This window comes from Nafulsella turpanensis ZLM-10 (genome assembly GCF_000346615.1).
GTDB classification, from domain to species: domain Bacteria; phylum Bacteroidota; class Bacteroidia; order Cytophagales; family Cyclobacteriaceae; genus Nafulsella; species Nafulsella turpanensis.
On sequence record NZ_ANNU01000051.1, the window covers coordinates 21,182 to 43,705 of the forward strand.

The window sequence follows — 22,524 nt, forward strand, 5'->3', positions numbered from 1 at the left end:
AACTAATCATGCAAAAAGTTGGTATTCAAACCACACAAAATGTACTGATAGATTATGAGGTCGCAGGTTTGGGGGAGCGGATAGGCGCTTACCTGCTCGATGCTCTTTTGCTGGGGGCCTACCTGCTGGTGCTGGTGTACATCAATATAGAAATCCAGACCCTGCCCATTTATGTAAATGTGGTGCTGGTGCTCCCGGTGTTTCTGTACCACCTGATTTGTGAGGTTTTCTTTAACGGACAAAGCCTGGCCAAAAAGCAGCTGCATATTAAAGTGGTGCGGCTCGATGGCACCTCACCCGGGCTTGGAAGCTATTTGTTGCGCTGGATTTTACGCCCGGTAGACTTTCTGCTCTATGGTTCCGTGGCGATTCTTTGTATCCTGATTGGAGGGAAAGGCCAGCGCCTGGGCGATATCGCTGCCGGCACCACCGTGGTAAAATACCGGAAAGATACTTTTACCCGAATGCAGCCGGTATATGCTCCTGTGCAGGATGAAGACCATGTGGTAACATTTCCGCAGGTAAATCGCCTGACCGATGAAGATATTGCCCTGATACGTGAAACGTTGCAGCTGTATCGTCGTACGGCCAATGGTCAGCCTGTGCAGCTTATGAGCGATAAGGCAAAAGAATTGCTGGGAGTGGAGACGAACATGCCTCCGGTAAAATTCCTGAACGTTCTTCTGAAGGACTACCAACACCTGAGCACACAGGCATGAGTGAAGAGCTAAAGGTGTATACCCGCGCTCAGCTGGCCCTTCGAAACGGACAGGATCGTCCGGAAATATGGGTAGCCTACCTCGGCCAGATATACGATGTAGGCGCCTCCCGCCTCTGGCGTAACGGCAAACATTATGAACATTGGGCCGGGCAGGATTTAACAGACGAATTAAAAGATGCCCCCCATACCGAAAAAGTTTTTGATAAGTTTGAGGTGGTAGGAAAACTAATTTGAGAATGTGGAAATTTGGAAATGAGTAGAGTGACGATGGATGTAGAATTTTAGAGCCAGGATCCAAGAGAGGGAGAGGTCCTTAAAAGGCTGTCATTGCGAACGCAGCCCGGCGGAGTGAAGCAATCTTTATCTATGAGAGAGGGAGCATCAAAGGGGAACTCTGCAAATAAGCAGGCGATGGCGGCACTCTGTTCGCCATTACAGTTTCCATTAAAGAGCAGGTACCTGGGCAGGGAATAGACATGCAGAACTAACCATCAGCCACTAAAAACGAACAACTAATGATAATTATAGCAGACAGCGGATCTACAAAAACAGAATGGCGGATTCTCCAGCCAGATGGCACTATTTCTCAGGCTCGTACCAGTGGATGTAATCCGCACCACCAGACGGCTGCGGAAATGACTGCCCATTTGCAAAAAGAGCTGCCGGGGCAGATACCGGAAGGCCCGGTAGAACAGCTGTTTTTCTATGGCGCTGGCTGTAGTTCCGAAAAATCGAAAAATATTGTTAGGGAGGCCTTTAAGGTGCTGTTTCCTGATACTGAGCTGGTGATAGAGCATGACCTGCTGGCGGCTGCCCGTGCTCTGTGCCTCGATGAGCCGGGGGTTGCCTGTATACTTGGTACCGGTTCGAGCTCCTGTCGGTACGATGGAAAAGAAATTGCTGAGCAGGTGCCCGCCCTTGGGTATATTTTAGGCGATGAAGGAAGCGGGTGTGACCTGGGTAAAAAAGTAGTGTCGGATTTTCTGCGGGGCGATATGCCGGAGCATTTGCAGGCGCGCTTCCAGAAGCGCTTCTCAGTAACAGTGGAGGAGGTGCTGGACCGTATTTACCGCCAGGCATTTCCCAAGCCTTACCTGGCCACCTTTTCCCGTTTTCTCTTTCATAACCTGAAGGACCCGTACTGTTACACCTTGGTGTACAACAGCTTTACTGCCTTTATCCGCACGAATGTACTCAAGTATGAAGGACATCAGGAACTGCCGGTGCATTTTGTAGGCTCTATCGCTTTCTACTATGGCAACATCCTTCGTCAGGCGGCTGCCGACCAGGGGCTACGGGTGGGGCGTATCCTCGAAAGCCCTATTGCTGGCTTAACTTTATTTCATGGAGATAAAGATTAGGCGTTTTTCTGCGCCCATTCTTCCCGAAGGATAGCAAAAACAATATCATCTGTCCACTCACCATCTATCCAGAAGCTTTTGATATGGTGAGCTTCCTGCCGCATTCCCAGCTTTTGGAGTAGCTGGATTGAGGCTTTGTTTCCGGGGTCTGCCGAAGCAGTGATACGGTGCTTCCGGTAAATGCCAAACAGAAAGTCTATTACTGCCTTTATGGCTTCTGAAGCATAGCCCTTTCTTTGATGTTCCAGCGCGATGGCATAGCCCAGCTCTGTCTGCTGATTTTGAGGCCCAAAGAAGTGAACACCCATATCGCCAATTAATAAACCCGAATCTTTAAGCCTGATTCCCAGCTGATACCACGTTTCCGGGGTGTTTGGGGTAATGGAGTTAGCTGTTCGAATGTATTCCTCTACCTCTTCTAAATTTTTAGGTTTCCAGGTAAGAAAACCACCAACAGCAGGGTTTGAGCGGTAAGCGAGCAGGGCCTGACTGTCGGCTATTTGCAGAGGTGATAATAAAAGCCTTTCCGTTCCGATGCGGATAGGCTCCGTTTTAGCTTCGGTTGGCATGTTCCCGTTAAAGTTTATTACACCCCAATATCTTCATTCCACAGCTCAGGTTTTTCCTTAATGAACTGCTGCATGAGCTGGTAGCATTCCTCATTATTGGCGACACTTACTGCTACACCCCGGCTCTTCAGTAGTTCTTCTTCGCCCATAAAGGTTTTATTTTCGCCTATTACTACCCGGGGAATTCCGTACAGCAAAATAGTGCCGGAGCACATAGGGCAGGGCGAAAGGGTGGTATAGAGGGTACATTCCTTGTATACCGAAGCCGGCTGGCGGCCGGCATTTTCAAGAGCATCCATTTCGCCGTGGAGAACCACACTGCCTTCCTGCACCCGCTTATTGTGGCCCCGGCCAATAATTTCTCCTTTATGCACCAGCACCGATCCAATGGGTATACCTCCTGCTGCATATCCTTTCTTTGCTTCTTCGATGGCCGCTTTTAAAAATTCGTCTGTATTTTCCATGGAGTAATTTTTTTATTAAAAAGTAAATGGTAGAAAGTAATCGATTATTTCTTTGATTCCGAATCAGATGTGGAATCCCTGTTGCGGAAAAAGGAGATGTATTGCAGGGATACTGCAACTGTAGCGCCAGCTATTAGCAGGTAAAGCATTAAGTGGTCCCCTTTAAAGGGTGGGTCCCGAAAAAAATCAGTCATGGCTAAAACCAGCAGTGTTACTCCGCACAACCAGGTAAGCGTGCTAATAATTAAGTGCTTTTTAGAAGGATTGAGCATAGGGTTATTCTGCTGATTTTTCATGCTTATAATTTTTCTTCTTTAAATGGAGCTGTTAAGCGACCACTGTGCCACCCAGCTATTTTTTGATATTTCGAAAAGCTGCTCTCCGTTTTCCAGTAGCTCCTTCTTTTCCCAACCAGCCTTCTGGTAAAATTGCTCTGCTCTTGTTCCGGGATCCGTGCTGAGCCAGAGATTTTCTACTCCTGGCTGCTGAAAGCACCAGTTGAGCATTAACATGTGTAAGTGCCGGCCAATGCCTTTCTGTTCAAAGTCAGGCAAAATAAAAAGCGCCCAGATGTTTTTCCGGTCAATATCAGCAATGGCAAAGCCCAGCATTTCCTGTCCTGTTTCGCAGACCCATCCTTTTCCGCCACTTGAGAGTATTTCCAGGTAGTCCTTCTCCTGTACCTTCCCGGGCTGGCTGAGCATATTTTCGCGCACAGCCATCCTTACCTTCATCATGGAAGGAAAGTCGGCATAAGTGGCTTCGCGGTAGAGATAGTCCATTAATTTTTAGGCCTTGACGAATATGAAATTAAGCAATTTATGCGGAAGGTTGAAGGTGAGATTAGCTGATTTTTCATTTTATTTTTCAGCAGCGCCAAGGTGCTTATGAAGTTTGGCGCGGAGCTCATTGGGGTTAAATGGCTTTGCCACAAAATCGACCATGCCACTTTTATATACCTTGTCTTTAGAGTCGAGCTGGGCAGAGGCTGTAAGGGCAATAATAGGAGCTTTTCCGGAGGGGCTCTCCAGTGCTTTAATGGTTCTGGAGGCTTCGTAACCGTCCATCTCCGGCATTTGCAGGTCCATCAGAATGAGATCATATATCCTGGCTTTTGCCAGCTCAACAGCCTCCACTCCATTGTTGGCGACCTCTACCTCCATGCCCCAGTTTTTTAAAAATTCCAGTGCAATAAACTGATTCACCTGGTTATCTTCTACCAACAATAGTCTGGCACCTTTTAGGCTTTCGCTAAAAAATGTGGCAGGGAGCAGGTTATTGAGTTCAGCAGCGGTTTTATTACTACGCTTCAGGCGAAGGGTAAAGTAAAACTTTGAGCCCACCCCTGCTTCACTTTTCAGCATAATCTGGCTGCCCATCATCTCCAGCAGGCGTTTGGTAATGGAAAGGCCAAGGCCGGTGCCTCCAAAACGGCGGGTGGTATTACTTTCGGCCTGCGAAAATTTGTCGAAAATGAGCAACTGCTTTTCAGGAGAGATGCCAATGCCTGTATCCTCGACCATAAACTCCACCTGGTATTGGTGTTCTTCTTCTTCAAGAAGGTTGACTATGATTTTAACATGGCCTTTTTCCGTAAACTTAAGGGCATTGCCAATCAGGTTATTGAGTATTTGTGCGAGTCGGGCAAAATCGCCACAAACAACCTCGGGCAGATCGTCGTCCCACAGTAGTTTCAGGCGTATACCTTTTTCCTCTGCTTTTACGCTTAAAGATTCCTTAATTCCCACAATCAAGTCGCGGAGCAGGAAGTCGGTTTCTTCGAATTCAATTTTTCCGGCTTCTATTTTGCTGTAGTCGAGTATATCATTTACCAGTACCAGCAGGTTTTCGGCCGAGAAACGAAGTGTTTTAAGGTAGGTAAGCTGGTGAGGCTGCGGTTTCGTTTGCATAAGCAGGTGCGACATGCCAATAACCGCATTGAGTGGAGTACGAATTTCGTGGCTCATGACCGACAAAAACTCGCCTTTTGCCTGGGAGGCTGCCTCTGCTTTTTCCTTTTCCTGCAGCAGCGTCTCCTGTGCTTCCTGCCGTTCAATGGTATAGCCAATCCAGCGCGAAAGCATCCGGATAAATTCAATATCATTTTTGGAGAAACCCTGCTTTCTTATTTCGGGGGAGGAAAAGCTGACCGTGCCGTAGCGTTCATTATTCACCCACACAGGAATTCCGATGTAGGTTTCGAGCTTATAGTTGAGGTAGCTGGGATGGGTAACATACTCTGAATTGCCTGCGTTATTGAAGGCCACCACATCGTTAAACCTGTAGGTAATGTCGCAATACATGTCCGGCAGGGAGAGCTGCTGACCTTTCCTTATGCTGCTATCACCATCGCGGGTAACGAAATGCTCTACATGGTAAATGTTCCCTTCAATTTTGCTGAAGATACCAAAGGGAAGCTGCAGAAATTCCGTTACCACAGCAAGGGCATTTTCTATTTGTTCATCTGCCGAAATGTTTCTGTCAGAAGCAATGCTGTTGAGAAGCTTAAGACTATTCTGGTAGTGTTCCAGTTGAAGTTCATTTTCCCTGTCGGCCGTAACATCCTGAAAAACACCTGCTATTTTAACCACCTCCTCATTACGCACAGTAGGGGCACCCACAACGCGAACCCATTTATTTTTGCCGGCAGCGCTGACAAAAGGTAGCTTCAGGTCAAAAGGAATCTGTTTTTCAATACAGTCATCGAACGACTGCTGAATTTGGGTTAACGACTTTTCCGGAAAGTAGCTTCCGCTTTGCTGCCGGCTGGGAGCCTCTCCCTGTGGCAGATCATAAATACTGAAAATTTCTTCCGACCAAACAACCTTATCTGTGACAATATCATATTCCCAGCTCCCGATTTTGGCCGTTGCCTGAGCCTTCCGGAATATTTCCTGCGATTCTGCCAGTTTTGCTTCCGCTTCTCGCCGGCCGGTAATATCGCGGGCAATGGCCCGAACCCTGGTAACCCATTTATCTTCAAATACCATTCGAACGTTCTGGCCAATCCAAATTTCTTTTCCCTTCCGGTTAACCATCGGAAACTCTGTATAGGTATCGCTGATGCGGTTCTTTAACTGGTTTTTATAGTAATGGATAAGATTCTGGCGGGCATCTTCCCTTATTAATTCCCACCAGTATACCTGCCGGAGCTCGGTTCTCGTAAGGCAGGAAAAGCTTTCCACGGCTTTATTGGCATATATAAACTTCCCGTCTTCATCCAGCTCGTAGATCATGTCTTCAGCAGACTCCACGATTTCTCTGAATTTCAGCAGCTCCTGTACTTCCTTTTCTTTGTCTTCTTTCACTGGTTGGGTATTCATTCTCTCCTTCTTAACTAACGTAAATTAAGGGCTAAGGATGTTTTAGAAAGTTATCAGACACTCTGGCTGCTATTAGAAAAAATGAAAGCACCCTACGCAATTCAGCGGGTTATTCTCGCTATACCCGAAGGAGTCCGATTGGTAATCTGCTATGCCTGTAACCAGTCATGTTTTAATTCCGTTATGGAACATTAACCAGCCAGCAGCTACAGCAGCAATGGCTGTCCCTTTCCTCCCGGATCGTCTTTCTCTTCTGCTCCGGAATAAAATTAAATTTGATTAACACAGATGAAAGTAAAAATAGCATCAGCGCAATATCCTATTGTCGAACATAAAACTTTTGATGAGTGGCACCAGCACCTCGAAGAATGGATCGCAGGCGCTGCAAAGGAAGGAGCGCAACTCCTGCTGTTTCCTGAATATGGTTCGCTGGACCTGCTCCCTTTGTTGCCGGAAGAAGCAGGCCTGATGAATGTACGGGAGCAAATAAAGGCCATGGATACTTTACGAGGAGATTTCTGCTCGGCCTTTGCAGAGCTGGCCGGAAAGTACAATGTCGCCATTGTGGCTCCCAGTTTCCCGGTACAGGAAGAAGGAAATGTACTGAACAGGGCGTATGTTTTTTCTTCGAAAGGAATGGTGGGCTATCAGGATAAATTTTTCACTACCCGATTTGAGGCCGAAGACTGGGGAGTAGGGAGAGCGCCCAAAGTATTAACCCTCTTCGAAGCTCCATGGGGCAGTTTTGGTATCCAGATTTGCTATGATGTAGAGTTTGCCCTCGGCTCTAAGCTTCTGGCCTCTGAAGGGGCCTCACTTATTCTGGCGCCAAGCTGCACGGAAACCATCCGTGGTTCCAGCAGGGTACATATCGGTGCAAGGGCAAGAGCCCTGGAAACGCAGGCTTTTTCCATAGTGTCACAAACAGTGGGCGACGCTCCTGAGTCGACGGCCGTGCCGGTAAATTACGGGCAGGCCGCCTGTTACTGCGCGCCGGTTTTAGATATGCCGGAAAGGGGCATTATGGAGAAAATGATGCCACAGGTGCCAGGCTGGCTTTTCCAGTCTCCCGATTTAGCTGAAATTGAAAAGCTCCGGAACGAAGGAAGAGTATTCAACTTTAAAGACCAGCAGCGTTTCTATGCCGATTTTCCTGATGAAGAAGTCAAGGTAATAAGGAAACAGCTGTAACTAGCTGCTGAAATGAAGGAATACTAATATGCTGAATGGTAGCCGCTCTTCCGGGGAACGCCTGTACCTGGTGTGCGGGCAGAAGCGCTGAAAGATTGCCCGGAAAAAGGGGCACGTGTTTCTGATTCGCCGGAATCCCTGTACTTTTGCAGCGGGCTATTTTTACAGGGCATTTATGGCAGAGCAGCAACTTCCTATCTTCGATATTATTCCGGCACTTAAAAAAGCCTTGCAGGAGCGGAATACCATTATCCTGCAGGCACCACCCGGCGCAGGCAAGAGTACCATTCTGCCGCTGCAGTTGCTGCAGGAAGCATGGCTGAAAGGACAGAAAATACTGATGCTGGAGCCTCGCCGTCTCGCCGCCCGTTCGGTTGCTCAGCGCATGGCTCAGCTGATGGGCGAGAAAGTTGGAGCAACCGTCGGCTACCGTGTGCGCTTCGAAAACCAAACAAGCTCCCAAACTCGTATAGAAGTCCTGACTGAAGGAATCCTCACCCGCATGTTGCAGCACGATAATGCGCTGGAAGGAGTAGGGCTGGTCATTTTCGATGAGTTTCATGAGCGAAGTCTGCAGGCAGATCTGGCACTGGCCCTCAGCCGGGAAGCACAGGCTGTGCTGCGCGAAGATTTACGGCTCCTTATTATGTCGGCCACGCTGGAAGGGGACGAGTTGTCGCGCCTGCTCGGAGGAGCACCCGTTATCCGCAGCGAAGGCCGGCAATACCCGGTAAAGCTGCGCTACCTGGCGCAGGAGGAGCGGGAACCCATTACCCGGCTGGTTGCCCGGGCGGTTCGCCTGGCACTCCGCGAAGAGGAAGGCGATGTGCTGGCCTTCCTGCCGGGGAGCGGCGAAATCCGACGCACGGCAGAATTGCTGGAAGAGACGGAAGGAGTAGAAGTATACCCCCTGTATGGCGATTTGCCCCAGCAGGAACAGCAGCAGGCAATATTGCCCCACCCGAAGGGAAAACGAAAGATAGTGCTGGCCACCTCCATTGCCGAAACCAGCTTAACGATAGAAGGTATAGGGGTGGTGGTAGACAGCGGCTATAGCCGTATTCCTCGCTTCGATCCGCAATCGGGCCTTACCCGCCTGGAGACGGTAAAGGTGTCGGCCGATACTGCTGACCAGCGTGCGGGTCGTGCGGGGCGCCTGGGGCCGGGCGTGGCCTACCGCCTGTGGGCAGAGCCGATGCAGTATAAACTACAACCTCACCGCCAGCCCGAAATACTGGAAGCAGATCTTTCGCCCGCCACTCTCGAACTCGCCAACTGGGGCGTAAGCGATATGCAGGCACTGGCCTGGCTTACTCCTCCTCCTGCTGGTGCACTGGCAGGTGCCAAAGAATTGCTGCAGCGGCTGGAGAGTATGGAGGAAGGAAGAATAACACCTAAAGGTAAGGAGCTCCTGCACTTTCCTACCCATCCCCGTCTCGCCAATCTCCTGCTCAAGGGGGCAGAGTGGGAGCTGCCCGCACTGGCGGCGGAGGTGGCAGCCCTGCTGGAAGAACGGGATATTTTACCGCCCTCTGCAGGCAGCGATTTAAGCCTGCGGGTAGAGGCACTACGGCGGAAGGGCTCAGGCGGAGCCCGGGCCGACAGGAATTTAATGCAGCGCGTGGAGCGGCTGGCGGCTCACTGGCGAAGGCTGCTCCGTACTGCTCCCGATGCTCAAATGCCTGCCGATACGGATGTGGGCCGCCTGCTGGCAGTTGCCTATCCTGAACGAATTGCCAGGCGGGAAGGAGCCAGCGGCCGCTACAGACTTTCGAATGGCCGGCTGGCCCTGCTGCCCGAGCACGATCCGCTGATGCACCAAGAGTGGCTGGCAGTGGCGCGCCTCGACAGTGGACGGCAGGGGCAGGCAGGCCGTATTTTTGTGGCGGCGCCACTTAACCCTGCCGATGTATTGGATATGGCGCAGGAAAAGGAAGTGCTGGAGTGGGATGCCCATAAGGGTGAGCTCATGGCTCGCAGCGAAATACGATTGGGCGATATACTGGTGGAAATCAGCCCGCTGGCACAGGTGCCGGAAGCACAGCGGCTGGCTATTTTATGTGGAGCGGTACGGGCGGAAGGGCTGGATATTTTCAGCTGGACAGGGGAGGTGCGCCAGTGGCAGGCAAGGGTATTAAGCCTTCGGCAGTGGCGGCCGGAAGAGGAGTGGCCTGATGTAAGTGAAACCGGCTTGCTGGCAATGCTCGAAGACTGGCTCACCCCTTACCTGATGAATGTTCGGAAGCGGGAAGACTTTGCGCGCCTGAAACTGCAGGCAATGCTGGAAGCTATGCTGCCTTGGCCTCAGCAGCAGGCACTGGAACGTCTGGCTCCAGAAAAAGTTAGCGTTCCCAGCGGATCACAGATCCGTTTGCAGTACCAGGCTGATGGTAGTGCGCCCGTATTGGCGGTACGACTGCAGGAAATGTTTGGCCAGCTCGAAACTCCTGCCGTTAATGAAGGACGAACCTCTGTGCTGGTGCACCTGCTGTCGCCCGCCTACCGTCCTGTGCAGGTAACGCAGGATATGCGCAGCTTTTGGGAAAGCACCTATAAAGAAGTCCGGAAGGATTTACGGGGGCGCTACCCGAAGCACTTCTGGCCTGAAGATCCCTTTACAGCCGAAGCGGTGAGGGGCGTAAAGCGTCGAAAGTAAACTTTGTGGCTTGGCTTGCTCGGGATAGGCGGCCGGGCTATATTTAGGGCATGCAGCCATCTTCACAACAACACGTTCTGCTCGAACTGGTAAGAGCCGTAATGCCCTTCGGAAAGTACAAAGGAAGAAAAATAATTGACCTGCCGGAGCCTTACCTGGTATGGTACCATCAGAAGGGTTTTCCGAAGGGCAAGCTTGGCGAGCAACTGGGACTCATCTACGAAATAAAAGCAAACGGACTGGAGTACCTGCTAACGCCCATCCGTAAAATGCACCCGGGCCGCTAAACTGCTTTAAGCGGTTTGTGCCTGTTGAGGAAGAGGGGGGTGAGAGCCCTGGCGGTCTCCATGTACTGCATCGCCAATAAATTTCCTGCTATGCCAATGCGAGTACTGGCATAGCAGGAAAGGTTGCACTTATACTTGCAGAATCTATCGGGCAGTAGGGGTAACGTTTTCCGGTAAGCCCAGGAGTATCTATTTCAATGTGTAAGTGCTGAGCAGCTTATAAATTTCATTGACGCTGTCACTTTTCCTAAACTCTTTTTTGATAGGTAAAGCTTCTCCTTTTATCCATATTTTTAGCTCTGCATCCAGATCGAGCATGCCCTGTCCTTCCTTCGAGAAGCGGGTAATGCTGCTGTAGGGGATGGACTGGTAATCGACTTTTGAGCCGGTGAGTCCCTGCCTGTCGACGAGGATGAGCCGCTTATTGGTGAAGACAAACATATCCCTTACCACCTGATAAGCTTTTTGCAGGCTTTCTCCCTCTATTAAGATAGGTTCAAATTCCGGGGCAATCTTATCTAAAGAAGTTTCGGAAGCATGGCCCATTAAACCACTGAGGAGTCCCATAAGTAAAATTTATTTAAGTGAAAAAAATGAGGGCAGGTGAAGAAATCCTCTCCTTGCTACAGTATAAGTAAAATTCCGGATAACTCCTGTGTATTATGGAGGTATTTGCAGCATTAATTAGGTGCAGGTGAGGCCTTCTTTTAAAGGACGAGTTAATAAAACAATACCTCTACTTGTAAAACTACACACCGGAACATTAAATTGAGGGCGAAGAATTTGCAATAAAGTCCATTTTGGTAAAAATTCTTGATAGGAAAAACAGGTTAATTTAAATCATATACTCATTTATGACTACATCAATTGCTCAAACACCGCAGTATGAGCTGTCGGTTAACAAAATTAGAAACAGAGCTTACCTGACGATCAATGGATTCTGGCGTGGGCCTGAAGTGGTTCCGGAATACCTCAATGACTGGAAGAAAACAATAGCAGTTTTAAGCCCTGGCTTTACATTATTAACAGATGCCCGCGAGATGAAAATTCATCCTGCCTCGGTTCGTACCCTGCATGAACAGGCACAAACCATGATTGTGAAGGCCGGTGTTCGTAGAGTAGCAGAACTTCAGGGAGATAAGGTTGCGGAAATGCAGCTGGACGGGGTTTCGAAGGAGACAAAAATGCCAAAGCAAAGCTTTAATACGCAGCAGGAGGCTGAAGAGTGGCTCGATAGCTAATGGCCATCAGAAATTAATGATACAAAGAGCAGCAGATTATTAAAGTCTGCCGCTCTTTTTTTCCTTACTTAACTGGTGGGCTGCAGGCTGTACAGCAGGGCAATGTAGTGGCTTATGCTGCCGCAGAGTACAAACAGGTGCCAGATGGCATGCTGGTAGTACAGCTTCTTCCAGAGGTAGAAGATGGTTCCGGAGATATAAAAAATACCCCCGGCGATAATCCAGCTGAAAATAGTGGGTGGAATGTTGAGCCAGAGGGTACGGATGATGAGCAACACCATCAGGCCAAGGGCTATGTAAAGAAAGGTAGACAGCACCTTAAAACGACCGGTAAAGAAAATTTTAAAAATTGTGCCAGCCAGCACCAGTAACCACTGCGCCACTAAAAAAGCAGTAGTGGAGAAGCTTTTATCTGTATAATACACCACAAAGAAAGTGGTAGTGCCCGCTATGAGGAAGTAAATACTGATGTGGTCCAGTACCTTAAACAGGTGTTTTGCGGCTTCGCTTCTGGCGGCATGGTAAATGGTGGAATTGACGTACACCATTAGTAAGGAGACGCTGTAAATGAGCAGTGCACCCCAGTCGAGCCTGCTGATAGACTGGCTGGCAGCCCTGGAGAATAAAATAACAATACCGGCTATGCTAAGTAAAACGCCAAGGCCATGGGTAAGGCTGTTGGCCAGTTCCTGTTTTCTGGTGTAGGTAAAAACCTGCATGAGATGAGCTTCTTAAATATTCTTACTGTACTAAAAACCAGGTTTCCCTTCATAGAAACGGCTTTGCCTGTCCTTAATGTTTTGGTATTGATAATTTGCAGGTCAAATGTAGGTTTATATTTATATGGGAAAGTAGCTGGAAAGTGATTCTTGGGGTGAAGGGGCAATTTCAGGAAAATAAAGTTTTCCTTTTATGATCTATGTCCTGTTTTAAGGAAAAAGAGGCTGATGGCTTTCCTGGGCAGAAGAAGGAGAGCGCAGCCGCTTCAAGGCGGCAGTAGAGTAGCAGAGAGAGATTAAAACTAAATTAAGCTACTCCCTGGCACGCCATGCCCAGATATAGCCGGTTCTTCTTCCTTTTTTTATTTTAATCTGATAGCCTTGCTCCTGCAGGAAAACTGCCAGGGCATCTGCATTCTCACGCGCATCCTGCCCCGGGTGTGTTTCGATACCCATGGCTTTAATCTTCTTAAACAGGCTTGGAGGGGTATTATACAAGATGGTATATTCTGCTCCTTCACAATCGAGTTTGATAAAATCAATGGAAGAAAGCTGCTGTTCTTCTGCAATCTGGTGCAGGGTAGTGGCATCCACTTCTAAGATTTGATCTTTGCGCTGATTGCTAAATATACTGGCCATGGTGGTAAAAGAGCCATTGCCGGCATAATTGAGCGATAACTTTTCCGCTGTGCCTGCCACCGCCTTATTTATTGGGAACAGCTTATCGAGCTTTGTCTCTTCCTTGTACTGTGCAAGCTTATTAAAATTATAAGGCATGGGTTCAAAAGCATAAACCCTTGCTTTTGGATGGCGGAACAGCATGAACAGAGAGAAGAATCCAACATTGGCGCCAATGTCTATAATGGTTAAATCTTCTTTCTGAAAAAACTCTTGAGGAATGCCCTGCAGGTATACCTGGTCGAAGAATACTTCCTTAAAGGGTGGGAGCATTCGACGTGCGACGAGCAGTCGGCTGGTATTTCTGAACTTAAAGGTAAAGTCATCCTCATCCTGTGAAGAGCGGGCTTTAAAAAGGAGGTAAGACGGCCAGTTCCTGACTTCCCTAAGCAGGCCTATATATCGTTGTACTTTTTTTGCCAGAGAGAAAGACATTTGTAATAAGAAGGAGTCAGGCAGCCTGAAATTGAAAAATTAAATTAAGCGACAAATATATATAAATCATCAAACTTATTTTCTTTGGCTTTGTGTTTGCTGTGGAATTTCGACTCCACCAGGATGGGGTGCCGATTTTTAATTTACCCGAAGCTAAATTATCCGGAGGTCGCTTTCGCCTGAAATTCCTGTCGTTGAGCTGCTTGTGGAAAAATATATTTTTTTGATGCCTTGCATGCCTGCTACCTTATCTCGTATACTTGCCGTGAAGATAGAGTTGGAGCGAATCCTAATAACATGAGCGTGTTGGTCGAAATATGTAAGCCGGTAAAGGCATCCTCTATCCGTATACCTGTTATACGAGAGGCAGAAGAGGATGATGAACTAGCGGGGGAGAATTTTATGGAAACCTCTGTAGACCTGAACCAGGAAGTGGCTCACAATCCTGCATCGACTTTTTATGCCCGTGTGGTAGACAGTGCTAAGGATAGTGGTTTTTCCGCCGGCGATATACTCGTGGTAGATCGAAATGCTCCCCTGCAGCACAACAAGCTGGTGGTTTGCTATATTAACGGTTCTTTTACCGTGAAGAGGCTGTACCGGAAAGAAGGTATGCTGTGGCTTGAGGCACTCGACTCTCCCTTTCGACCCATTGCCCTTACAGACGAAAACCAACTGGATGTGTGGGGCCTCGTTACTTATGTAGTAAAGCGGACCTGGTAGGAAGCTAGGTTAGCGAAGATTTAGGCGCAGAAAATTTATATTACTGCCTCGCTTTGCCATTGTAATGTAGTATCGTCTCCTGTCATTACTTAAAAGGAACGATTTTTTGGTTTTCTGCATTCTAGGAGGCATGCAGGTAGTAAGCATAACACAGCGAATTAAAAATAAAGCGGTGCTTAAGCTTTTTATCACTTTAAACAAGCTACCTTTGTTAGATGGAGGCAATTCCGCCGCCATCATTTTCCTTACAGACCGCGCTGATTAAGTCCCTCAAACAGGCTAAGCCAGCCTTTCTTAGATACTATTACATGACATTTGAAAATCTCGACCTGATAGCGCCTATCCAAAAAGCGCTTAAAACAGAAGGTTATGAAAAACCCACGCCTATCCAGGAACAGGCGATCCCCGTTATCCTGAAAAGAAAAGACCTTTTAGGCTGTGCCCAAACCGGTACAGGCAAAACCGCTGCCTTTGCTATTCCAATGCTGCAAATCATGTACAATGAAAAGCAGGCAGACAAAGGATCTAAAAAAATAAAAGCACTTATTCTTACCCCAACCCGCGAGCTGGCTATCCAGATTGGCGAAAGCTTTAAAGCCTATGGACAACATACAGGCCTCAGGCATGTGGTTATTTTTGGCGGTGTTTCACAAAAATCACAAACCGATGCCCTGCAATCCGGAGTAGATATTCTCGTTGCCACCCCGGGCCGTTTGCTCGACCTCATGAACCAGGGCTTTGTAGACCTGCGCCATATCAGCCTTTTTACGCTCGACGAGGCAGACCGTATGCTTGATATGGGCTTTGTACACGATGTAAAAAAGGTAATCGCCAAGCTTCCGGCTAAAAGGCAGTCCTTATTTTTCTCTGCAACCATGCCGCCGGCTATTGTAAAATTAGCCAGTGCCATACTAATCGATCCGGTAAAGGTAGAGGTAACACCTGTGTCTTCCACGGCCGATACAGTTGGGCAGGCAGTTTATTTTGTTGATAAAAAAAGCAAAAAGTCGCTGCTCCTGCATATGCTTGAAGATGAAGCCATCGAAAGTGTGCTGGTATTTACCAGAACCAAGCACCTGGCCAATCGAGTGTCGCAGGACCTGACAAAAGCTGGTGTAAGAGCAGAAGCCATTCATGGCAATAAATCGCAGAATGCCCGCCAGAATGCATTGCAGAATTTCAAGAACCGAAAAACCCGTGTGTTGGTCGCCACCGATATTGCCGCAAGGGGTATCGATGTCGATGAGCTCTCGCACGTAATTAACTTCGATTTGCCCAATGTGCCCGAAACTTATGTGCACCGAATTGGTCGTACAGGCCGGGCAGGCGCAAGCGGAATGGCCTACTCCTTCTGCGATGCAGAAGAGCGCGCATACCTGAAAGATATTCATAAGCTAATTGGGAAAAATATTCCTGTAGTTGAAGACCATCCCTTTCCCGCGCAGGATACCGCTCCTGTTCAGGCAAAAGCACCGGAACGCAGACAGCAGCAGGGACAAAAGAGGACCACTGACTTTCGAAAGAGCAGGAATAACTGGTCGGGCCGGGGAAGACAGAATAGAGATTAGGTTTGGATTTGCCGGAAGGAAAGGATGGGTAAATAATGGAGAACAGTGAAGCCCAAGGGCATTCCGAAGATTATTTTGGTGGTTACAGGGACTTCTGGTGGAATAAAGATTTCCTGGACCTGATGGCCGAAAGGCTCAGGCTAAAGCAGCATCACAGCCTGCTGGATGTAGGCTGTGGCCTTTGCCACTGGAGCCGGCTGCTAACCCCTTACCTGGCCGAGAATCCAGACATTTATGCGGTAGATAACGACCCCAAATGGTCGGTCGAAGATCCTGAAGTGAAGGAAGATTTCAGGAAGCTGGGAGCCCGGTTCAGCCTGCAGGCGGCCGATGCCCGCACTCTGCCGTTTGAGGATGACTTCTTTGATATGGTAACCTGCCAGACGGTATTAATCCATATTAAAAATCCTGCCCTGGCCATTGCTGAAATGAAGCGGGTGTTAAAGCCCGGGGGAACCATTTTATGTGTGGAACCCAATAACCGCGTCCAGTCCCTTATTAAAAGCTCCCTTTCGGCCGATGATTCGGTGGAAGAAACTTTAGAGCATGTAAAGTATGCCCTTATTTATGAGAAAGGGAAAAAGAAGCGGGGCGAGGGAGATAATTCTTTAGGCGATTTGTTGCCGGGCATGCTGGCCGAGGCCGGTTTCAGAGATATAGAAGTGCGCCTGTCGGATAAGGCCATTGCCATGTACCCTCCTTATGCAAAGCCCGAGCAGGAGGCTACCCTGCAACAATGGGCAAGGGTAAGCGGAGATGCTGCCGACGATGAAGTATATTTTAAATCAGCAGGCAGGGGCTACCTGGCCTTTTATGAAATGTACAGACGAAAATATGCGCACCTGGGCGAAAGAATGGCCGAGGCGATAGAAAATCACTCTTACCATGCGGGAGGAGGTACAATAATGTATCTTATTTCCGGAACTAAATAAGCTTAATTTGATTATACTTAACAGATAGTTTTATATCTTATGTAAAAATCTGGTTAAATATGATTATCTTAATCAAATAAAGTCTATTTTTACTTATTACAAGGAATTAAATTACAGTCAACTATGAACATTTTTGTTGGAAGTCTTCCGTTTAAACTTGAGGAAGACGAATTAAGAGAATTTTTTGAAGAGTATGGTGAGGTAAGCTCAGTAAAGATTATTTCTGATAAATTCACCGGAAGAAGCAAAGGATTTGGTTTTGTTGAAATGCCTGATGATGAGCAGGCAGCTAAAGCAATTGAAGAATTAAACGGATCTGAAATTGGCGGCCGTGCAGTGGTTGTGAATAAAGCAGAAGAAAGAAAAGAAGGCGAAAGAAGAAGCGGCGGCGGTAATCGTGGCGGTGGCGGTTATGGCGGCGGAAGCCGTGGTGGCAGCGGCGGCGGTTACGGTGGCGGTGGCAACCGTGGCGGTGGCGACAGAGGCGGCTATGGCGGCGGCGGTGGCAACCGTGGCGGCGGCGATAGAGGCGGCTGGTAATCAGACCCGAATAAAATATATAAAGGAGAGTCGATTAGATGCTCCTTCCTGAAAGATTTAAGGATATGCAAAAGGTATTTATTTACCTGTTTGTGTATCCTTTTTTGTTTATAGGTATTGACTAAAATGCTTTTTCAGCAGGATATATTCTTAAGCAGGAGTTAGGTTAAATAGCAGGCTCGCAGCCATGGTAACAGCCGTTTAAATAGCAGTAGAAGGGGTGGTTTTGTTAAAGAGGTGCAGATTTATGATTTTTTATTATCCTCTTTAAAATAAAAAGTGTAGGTTTGTGTATAATCAATTATAATACTAATACAATAATGAACAAAGGAACAGTAAAATTCTTTAATGATTCGAAGGGCTTCGGATTTATTATTGACGAAGAATCAGAAAAAGAATATTTCGTACACGTATCTGGTCTGATTGACGAGATCAGAGAGAACGATGAAGTAACATTCGATCTGGAAGAAGGAAGAAAAGGACTAAACGCTGTAAACGTTAAGCGTGTTTAGTTTTAAAATTATATAATGCTTTTATCATAATTTTAAGCCTTACAATTTGTAAGGCTTTTTTTATTTCCGCTTCAGCAGGATAAAATGCATCCATTTAAGGAGTGATAGAAATGAAACAAAGCAAAGATAATTTTTCGCGCCAGTCGGTCGCTTACTGCAGGTTCAGGCCAACTTACCCTCCTGAGCTCTATGAGTGGCTGTTCGAACAGGTAGATGGCTTTTCACTTGCATGGGACTGTGGTACCGGCAACGGACAGGCGGCCTTACGGCTGGCCGAGCGCTTCGAAAAGGTATATGCCAGCGATATCAGTCAAAATCAACTGGAGCAGGCCGGGCGAAAAGAAAATATCGAGTACCTCCTGTGCCGTGCCGAGCAAACCCCTCTTCTTTCCGGCAGCCTTGACCTTATTTGTGTGGCCCAGGCAATTCACTGGTTCGATTTCAATGCCTTTTACCGGGAAGTGAAGCGGGTTGCAAAACCAGGAGCTTTACTGGCAGTTTGGGGCTATGGGCTCATTCAAATATCGTCGGAGGCAGGCCCTGTACTCCAAAAGCTGTATAGCCATACATTAGGAGCTTACTGGGATGCAGAGCGGAAGTACATAGACGAAGACTACCAGTCAATTCCTTTTCCTTTCCCGGAAGTAAAAGCACCTGTATTTAAGATCGTTTGCTACTGGACACGGGAGCAGCTAACAGGTTACCTTGGTTCCTGGTCGGCCGTGCAGCACTACATCAGCGAAAAAGGAATATCTCCCCTGGCGGACTTTGAAGAAGAAATGGATCGGTTCTGGCAAAAAGGCGAAGTTAAGGAGGTGCACTTTCCTGTTTTTATGCGCGTGGGAAAGGTTGATAAATAAAATTATTTCAGCAAAAGGCTCCTGTTTTGCCGCAGCATCTGTATTACTACCAGAAAAAAACTAAGACCTGCTGCACTCCTGCATCCCTGAAATAGAGTAATTTTCGGTATTAAACTTATGAAACAGTTTACTTCACTGTACCGGAATGCCTATGGAGGGCTGTCGCAGGAAGCATGGATGCTGGCCCTGGTGATGTTTATTAACCGAAGTGGCTCCATGGTGCTTCCCTTCCTGAGCATTTACGTAACCGGTCCCCTGGGTTTTAGTGTGGAGCAGGCAGGTATCATTCTGGGTGCTTTTGGCCTTGGAGCCATTGCCGGCTCCTTTTTAGGCGGCTGGCTCAGCGATAAGATTGGACAGTTTTACGTGCAGTTTCTCAGCCTGTTCGTGGGCGGTTTTCTTTTCCTGTTTATCCCTCTGTTTACTAATTTTGTAAGTCTGGCTTTAGCCATTTTTATTGCCAGTACGGTAATTGAGTGCCTGCGGCCGGCCAATTCCGCCTCCGTGGCCATTTATGCCAGGCCCGAAAATGTTACCCGCGCTTTTTCACTCAACCGCATGGCGCTAAACCTGGGCTTTTCTATCGGGCCTGCCCTTGGTGGTTTGCTGGCCACTTTTTCCTATGAATGGCTTTTTATTGCCGATGGCTTAACCTGTATTGCAGCCTCCTTTCTGTTCTTTTTTTACTTCAGAAATAAAAACCCTCGGAATGAGGCTCCTCAGCAAAATAAGGCAGCCGCTATTGTGGAGGAATCTCCTTACCGCGACCGTCCGTTTCTGTTGTTCATTGCCCTCTGCAGCCTTTTTGCCATGGTATTTTTTCAGCTGTTCAATACACTTCCACTCTATTACCGCGAGGTATATGCCCTGCCGGAGTGGCGGATTGGCACCCTGCTGGGCCTGAATGGCCTCATTGTGTTTACGGTGGAAATGGTATTGGTATACCTGCTGGAAAAGCGCTTCAAACTATGGCGGATTATTGTGGTGGGTTGCCTGCTGAATGGCCTCTCTTTCCTTTTACTTAATCTTACCAGCGGAGCATATATGTTATACGTCTCCATTTTCCTGCTGAGTATGGCCGAGGTTCTTGCCATGCCTTTTATGGTATCTTTTATCGTGCAGCGGGCCGGAGAACGGAAGCGGGGGGCTTACCTGGGGCTTTATTCCTTTTCTTTTGCGCTAGCTTTTGTAGTGGCGCCTTACCTGGGAACACAGCTGGTGAGCCATTTTGGTTTTAGCACACTCTGGTGGATACTGGGAGGCATATCGGCCTTCACTGCTCTTGGCTTTTATCTTATTGCTCCGGGCCTGCTGAAGGGGAGACCTAAAGCTACTGAGCAGGAAGCGGTGCCGCTCGATCTGCCAGCAGTCTAAAATCTGCACTAAGAAAAAAGCCTGCCGGTATACATCCCGGCAGGCTTTCTGTTTAGCTGACATACATTCTTTCTAGTGCTCGTTTTCCACTTCTTCCAGTACAGGATAATCGGTATATCCTTTTGCTCCCGGGGTGTAGAAAGTATCCGAATCCCAGTCGCTCAGCTCTGCTCCCAATTCGAAACGCTTTGGTAAATCGGGGTTCGAGATAAAGAGCTTACCATATGCGACTAAATCGGCATTTCCTTCTTCAATTACCCTGTTCCCTTTTTCCTGGTCAAAACCTCCGTTAATGATGAGGGTGCCTTTGTAAATAGGGCGGTAACGTTTGGCAATATTGGGTTCGGCGCCCGGTATATCGCTCACGTCGCTGAAAGGCTCCGAAAGGTGGAGGTAAGCCAGCTGGTAATTATTGAGCCGGTTAATGATGTAATCGTGCGTAGGAATGGTTTCCTCATTAAGTGTCATCCCGAAAATACCGTGCAGGGAAGGGTTCATGCGAACACCTATTCTGTTTTCAGGAATCTCTTCTTTTACGGCATCAATAATTTCTAACAAAATGCGGCCGCGGTTTTCAGGCGAGCCACCATACTCATCGGTTCGCTGGTTAGAGGTGCTGTTAAAAAACTGGTGGAGCAGGTAACCGTTGGAGGCATGTATTTCAACCCCGTCGAAGCCTGCTTCTACTGCATTTTTAGCTGCCTGCTTAAAATCCTGTACCGTTTGCTTTATCTCCTCGATGCTCATTTCTTTAGGCGTTACCGTATCCTTAAACCCTTCGCTGGTATACGATTTTTCGTTCGGGTTCAGGGCCGATGGGGCCAGTGGAAGCTCACCTCCATGGAAGTCGGGGTGCGACATCCGGCCAACATGCCAGAGCTGTATAAATATTTTTCCGCCTTCTTCATGTACGGCCTCCGTTACCTTCTTCCAGCCTTCTACCTGTGCTTTGGAATGGATGCCCGGCGTGTTTATATAGCCGACTCCTCTTTTAGAAATCTGCGAACCTTCCGAAATAATAAGGCCTGCAGAAGCCCGCTGCCGGTAGTAAGTGGCATGGAGATCGGTAGGAGCCTTTTCCGGATTGTCGGCCCGGCTGCGGGTCATAGGAGCCATTACAATGCGGTTGTTTAGCTTTAAATCGTTTAATGTATATTGTTTTAGCAATTCTTGTTGTTTGTCCATTTATCTGAAAATTTTAATTCTCAATAATTAATGTTTAAACAACGAGTGTAGAAGGGCAAAGGTTGTGCAGGCAGGGGATAATTACGATACCATCATTTTAATTCTTTTTTAATTCGGCTTTAATTCAGCTTTAACAAGAGGAGTGCATCTTTGAATCATCAAAAGGCACACAACCATCTTATAACCATGACATACGAAAGTAAAATTAAAGCAATGGCAGCCGGAGTGACTGCTACGCTTTTCGCCTCCATGCTTACCATTGGAGTAATGTACCGCAACAATTCGCTGCTTACCGAAGATGTAAAAGCAGAAAAAGTACGCACCGAAAGCCTTACAGCAGAAAAAGCTTCCTTAAAGAGCGAAATGGAAAGGCTGAAGAATGACCTGGCCGGCTTCACCACAAAAAACAAGGAACTGAATAAAGCGATTGAAGAGGCAAAATATAAGGTAGCCAGTAAAGAGGCAGAAATAGCCCGCATGACAAAACAGAATGCGGCCACTGTTCAGCAGCTAAAGAAGGAGAATGACGCAGTAAAGAAAATCAGACAGGAACTGCTGGCACAGCTCGAAGGGATGAAGCAAAGCAATATACGCCTGGAAGCGGAAGTTGCGGAGCTTAACCAAACGATTGCAGCCTTGCGGAAAGAAAATGAAGTGCTGTATGCCCGTAGCCTCGAAAAGCCACTGATGGCCTACAACTTCCGGGTTGAATCTGTGAAGAAGCGTAAGGATAAGCTAACGGTAAAAGCGAAAAAGATGCATAAGCTGAATATCAGCTTCGATGTAAACTCTTCTAAAAAACTTGCTGGCGATATCTATATTAAGTTGAGTTCAGAAAAAGCCGATGAAATGCCTGGCGAAACCCTGATGGCTTTTGAAGAAGTACCTGCACTGGAAGAGATGGACCTGTGGGCCAGCACTGAAACCACGCTGCTCTCTACCGAGGAGTATAAAAGATACACCGTTGCTTTTGATCCTAAAGATAAAATGAAGGAGGGAGTATACTACGTGAGGGTGTACAGTGGCAACAATTACCTGGGCAGCTCTCAGTTTAAGTTAAGGTAAAAGATTCCTTGTTAAAAAATCTGGTGTTTAATTTTAGTAGTGTAGAAAAGAGGCATTCCCGGAAGGCAGGAGTGGTCGGAAGATTTTTTCTTCCGACCTTTTTATTTTTAGTGGTAACAA

At 47.7% G+C, this 22,524-nt stretch carries 24 protein-coding genes; 15 read left to right on the plus strand and 9 right to left on the minus strand.

Annotated features, from left to right (window positions below):
• Positions 1–8 precede the first annotated feature (8 nt).
• From F752_RS0118355 to F752_RS0118365, 3 genes are all read left to right on the plus strand, one after another.
• A complete protein-coding gene (locus tag F752_RS0118355; protein ID WP_017733215.1) occupies positions 9–719 on the plus strand; it encodes an RDD family protein in 711 nt (236 codons plus the stop codon).
• A complete protein-coding gene (locus tag F752_RS0118360) occupies positions 716–955 on the plus strand; it encodes a cytochrome b5 domain-containing protein (protein WP_017733216.1) in 240 nt (79 codons plus the stop codon). The genes F752_RS0118355 and F752_RS0118360 overlap by 4 nt, the downstream gene beginning before the upstream one ends.
• Before the next feature lie 281 nt (positions 956–1,236).
• Positions 1,237–2,082: a hypothetical protein gene (locus tag F752_RS0118365; protein WP_017733217.1), complete on the plus strand. Its 846-nt coding sequence runs from the start codon at positions 1,237–1,239 to the stop codon at positions 2,080–2,082.
• On the opposite strand, the gene F752_RS0118370 is transcribed toward F752_RS0118365, so the two are convergent.
• The 5 genes from F752_RS0118370 to F752_RS25555 form a co-directional block, all read right to left on the minus strand.
• A complete protein-coding gene (locus F752_RS0118370; RefSeq protein WP_017733218.1) occupies positions 2,079–2,651 on the minus strand; it encodes a GNAT family N-acetyltransferase in 573 nt (190 codons plus the stop codon). The two genes, F752_RS0118365 and F752_RS0118370, sit on opposite strands and share 4 nt — an antisense overlap.
• 17 nt (positions 2,652–2,668) lie before the next feature.
• Complete coding sequence (locus F752_RS0118375; protein WP_017733219.1) at positions 2,669–3,115, minus strand: nucleoside deaminase; 447 nt, start codon at positions 3,113–3,115, stop codon at positions 2,669–2,671.
• 44 nt (positions 3,116–3,159) lie between these two features.
• Positions 3,160–3,411, minus strand: coding sequence for a hypothetical protein (locus tag F752_RS0118380; protein WP_017733220.1), 252 nt, complete (start codon positions 3,409–3,411; stop codon positions 3,160–3,162).
• Between the two features lie 18 nt (positions 3,412–3,429).
• Positions 3,430–3,897, minus strand: coding sequence for a GNAT family N-acetyltransferase (locus F752_RS0118385; protein ID WP_017733221.1), 468 nt, complete (start codon positions 3,895–3,897; stop codon positions 3,430–3,432).
• A 78-nt stretch (positions 3,898–3,975) separates the two neighbouring features.
• Positions 3,976–6,438 (minus strand): ATP-binding protein, encoded by a 2,463-nt coding sequence (locus F752_RS25555; protein ID WP_017733222.1) that lies wholly within the window; start codon positions 6,436–6,438, stop codon positions 3,976–3,978.
• 288 nt (positions 6,439–6,726) lie between these two features.
• Here F752_RS25555 and F752_RS0118395 point away from each other — a divergent pair, with 288 nt between their 5' ends.
• The 3 genes from F752_RS0118395 to F752_RS0118405 all read left to right on the plus strand — a co-directional run bounded on the left by F752_RS0118395 (position 6,727) and on the right by F752_RS0118405 (position 10,572).
• On the plus strand, positions 6,727–7,629 hold the full coding sequence (locus tag F752_RS0118395; protein WP_017733223.1) for a carbon-nitrogen hydrolase family protein: 903 nt from the start codon (positions 6,727–6,729) through the stop codon (positions 7,627–7,629).
• Between the two features lie 175 nt (positions 7,630–7,804).
• Positions 7,805–10,285 (plus strand): ATP-dependent helicase HrpB, encoded by a 2,481-nt coding sequence (gene hrpB / locus F752_RS0118400; protein ID WP_026135834.1) that lies wholly within the window; start codon positions 7,805–7,807, stop codon positions 10,283–10,285.
• A 50-nt stretch (positions 10,286–10,335) separates the two neighbouring features.
• Entirely contained in the window at positions 10,336–10,572 is a 237-nt protein-coding gene (locus F752_RS0118405) for a DUF3820 family protein (protein ID WP_040664862.1), read from the plus strand.
• A gap of 189 nt (positions 10,573–10,761) precedes the next feature.
• Here F752_RS0118405 and F752_RS0118410 read toward each other — a convergent pair whose 3' ends face one another.
• A complete protein-coding gene (locus tag F752_RS0118410; RefSeq protein ID WP_017733226.1) occupies positions 10,762–11,139 on the minus strand; it encodes a PH domain-containing protein in 378 nt (125 codons plus the stop codon).
• 287 nt (positions 11,140–11,426) lie between these two features.
• Here F752_RS0118410 and F752_RS0118415 point away from each other — a divergent pair, with 287 nt between their 5' ends.
• The gene (locus tag F752_RS0118415; protein WP_017733227.1) at positions 11,427–11,813 is read left to right on the plus strand and encodes a hypothetical protein; all 387 of its coding nucleotides are present in this window, start codon (positions 11,427–11,429) and stop codon (positions 11,811–11,813) included.
• 68 nt (positions 11,814–11,881) lie between these two features.
• On the opposite strand, the gene trhA is transcribed toward F752_RS0118415, so the two are convergent.
• Both trhA and F752_RS0118430 read right to left on the minus strand, forming a co-directional pair.
• Positions 11,882–12,532: a PAQR family membrane homeostasis protein TrhA gene (trhA, locus tag F752_RS0118420; RefSeq protein WP_017733228.1), complete on the minus strand. Its 651-nt coding sequence runs from the start codon at positions 12,530–12,532 to the stop codon at positions 11,882–11,884.
• A 312-nt stretch (positions 12,533–12,844) separates the two neighbouring features.
• The gene (locus F752_RS0118430) at positions 12,845–13,645 is read right to left on the minus strand and encodes an FkbM family methyltransferase (protein WP_017733229.1); all 801 of its coding nucleotides are present in this window, start codon (positions 13,643–13,645) and stop codon (positions 12,845–12,847) included.
• Between the two features lie 297 nt (positions 13,646–13,942).
• Here F752_RS0118430 and F752_RS0118435 point away from each other — a divergent pair, with 297 nt between their 5' ends.
• The 7 genes from F752_RS0118435 to F752_RS0118475 all read left to right on the plus strand — a co-directional run bounded on the left by F752_RS0118435 (position 13,943) and on the right by F752_RS0118475 (position 20,154).
• Positions 13,943–14,368 (plus strand): LexA family protein, encoded by a 426-nt coding sequence (locus tag F752_RS0118435; protein WP_017733230.1) that lies wholly within the window; start codon positions 13,943–13,945, stop codon positions 14,366–14,368.
• A 308-nt stretch (positions 14,369–14,676) separates the two neighbouring features.
• Positions 14,677–15,936 (plus strand): DEAD/DEAH box helicase, encoded by a 1,260-nt coding sequence (locus F752_RS0118445; protein ID WP_017733232.1) that lies wholly within the window; start codon positions 14,677–14,679, stop codon positions 15,934–15,936.
• Between the two features lie 35 nt (positions 15,937–15,971).
• Positions 15,972–16,868 carry a class I SAM-dependent methyltransferase gene (locus F752_RS0118450; RefSeq protein WP_017733233.1) on the plus strand — a complete coding sequence of 299 codons (897 nt, stop codon included), beginning with the start codon at positions 15,972–15,974 and terminating at the stop codon, positions 16,866–16,868.
• A 123-nt stretch (positions 16,869–16,991) separates the two neighbouring features.
• Entirely contained in the window at positions 16,992–17,408 is a 417-nt protein-coding gene (locus tag F752_RS0118455; protein WP_017733234.1) for an RNA recognition motif domain-containing protein, read from the plus strand.
• Positions 17,409–17,728: 320 nt separating this feature from the next.
• Complete coding sequence (locus F752_RS0118465; RefSeq protein WP_026135836.1) at positions 17,729–17,920, plus strand: cold-shock protein; 192 nt, start codon at positions 17,729–17,731, stop codon at positions 17,918–17,920.
• A 110-nt stretch (positions 17,921–18,030) separates the two neighbouring features.
• Positions 18,031–18,780 (plus strand): class I SAM-dependent methyltransferase, encoded by a 750-nt coding sequence (locus F752_RS0118470; RefSeq protein WP_017733236.1) that lies wholly within the window; start codon positions 18,031–18,033, stop codon positions 18,778–18,780.
• A gap of 117 nt (positions 18,781–18,897) precedes the next feature.
• Positions 18,898–20,154, plus strand: a complete 1,257-nt coding sequence (locus F752_RS0118475) for an MFS transporter (protein WP_017733237.1) — start codon at positions 18,898–18,900, stop codon at positions 20,152–20,154.
• A gap of 72 nt (positions 20,155–20,226) precedes the next feature.
• Here the strand turns inward: F752_RS0118475 and F752_RS0118480 are convergent, their stop codons facing one another.
• Positions 20,227–21,339, minus strand: a complete 1,113-nt coding sequence (locus F752_RS0118480; protein WP_017733238.1) for an alkene reductase — start codon at positions 21,337–21,339, stop codon at positions 20,227–20,229.
• A 186-nt stretch (positions 21,340–21,525) separates the two neighbouring features.
• On the opposite strand from F752_RS0118480, the gene F752_RS0118485 reads away from it, so the two are divergent.
• A complete protein-coding gene (locus F752_RS0118485; protein ID WP_017733239.1) occupies positions 21,526–22,404 on the plus strand; it encodes a hypothetical protein in 879 nt (292 codons plus the stop codon).
• Positions 22,405–22,524 lie beyond the last annotated feature (120 nt).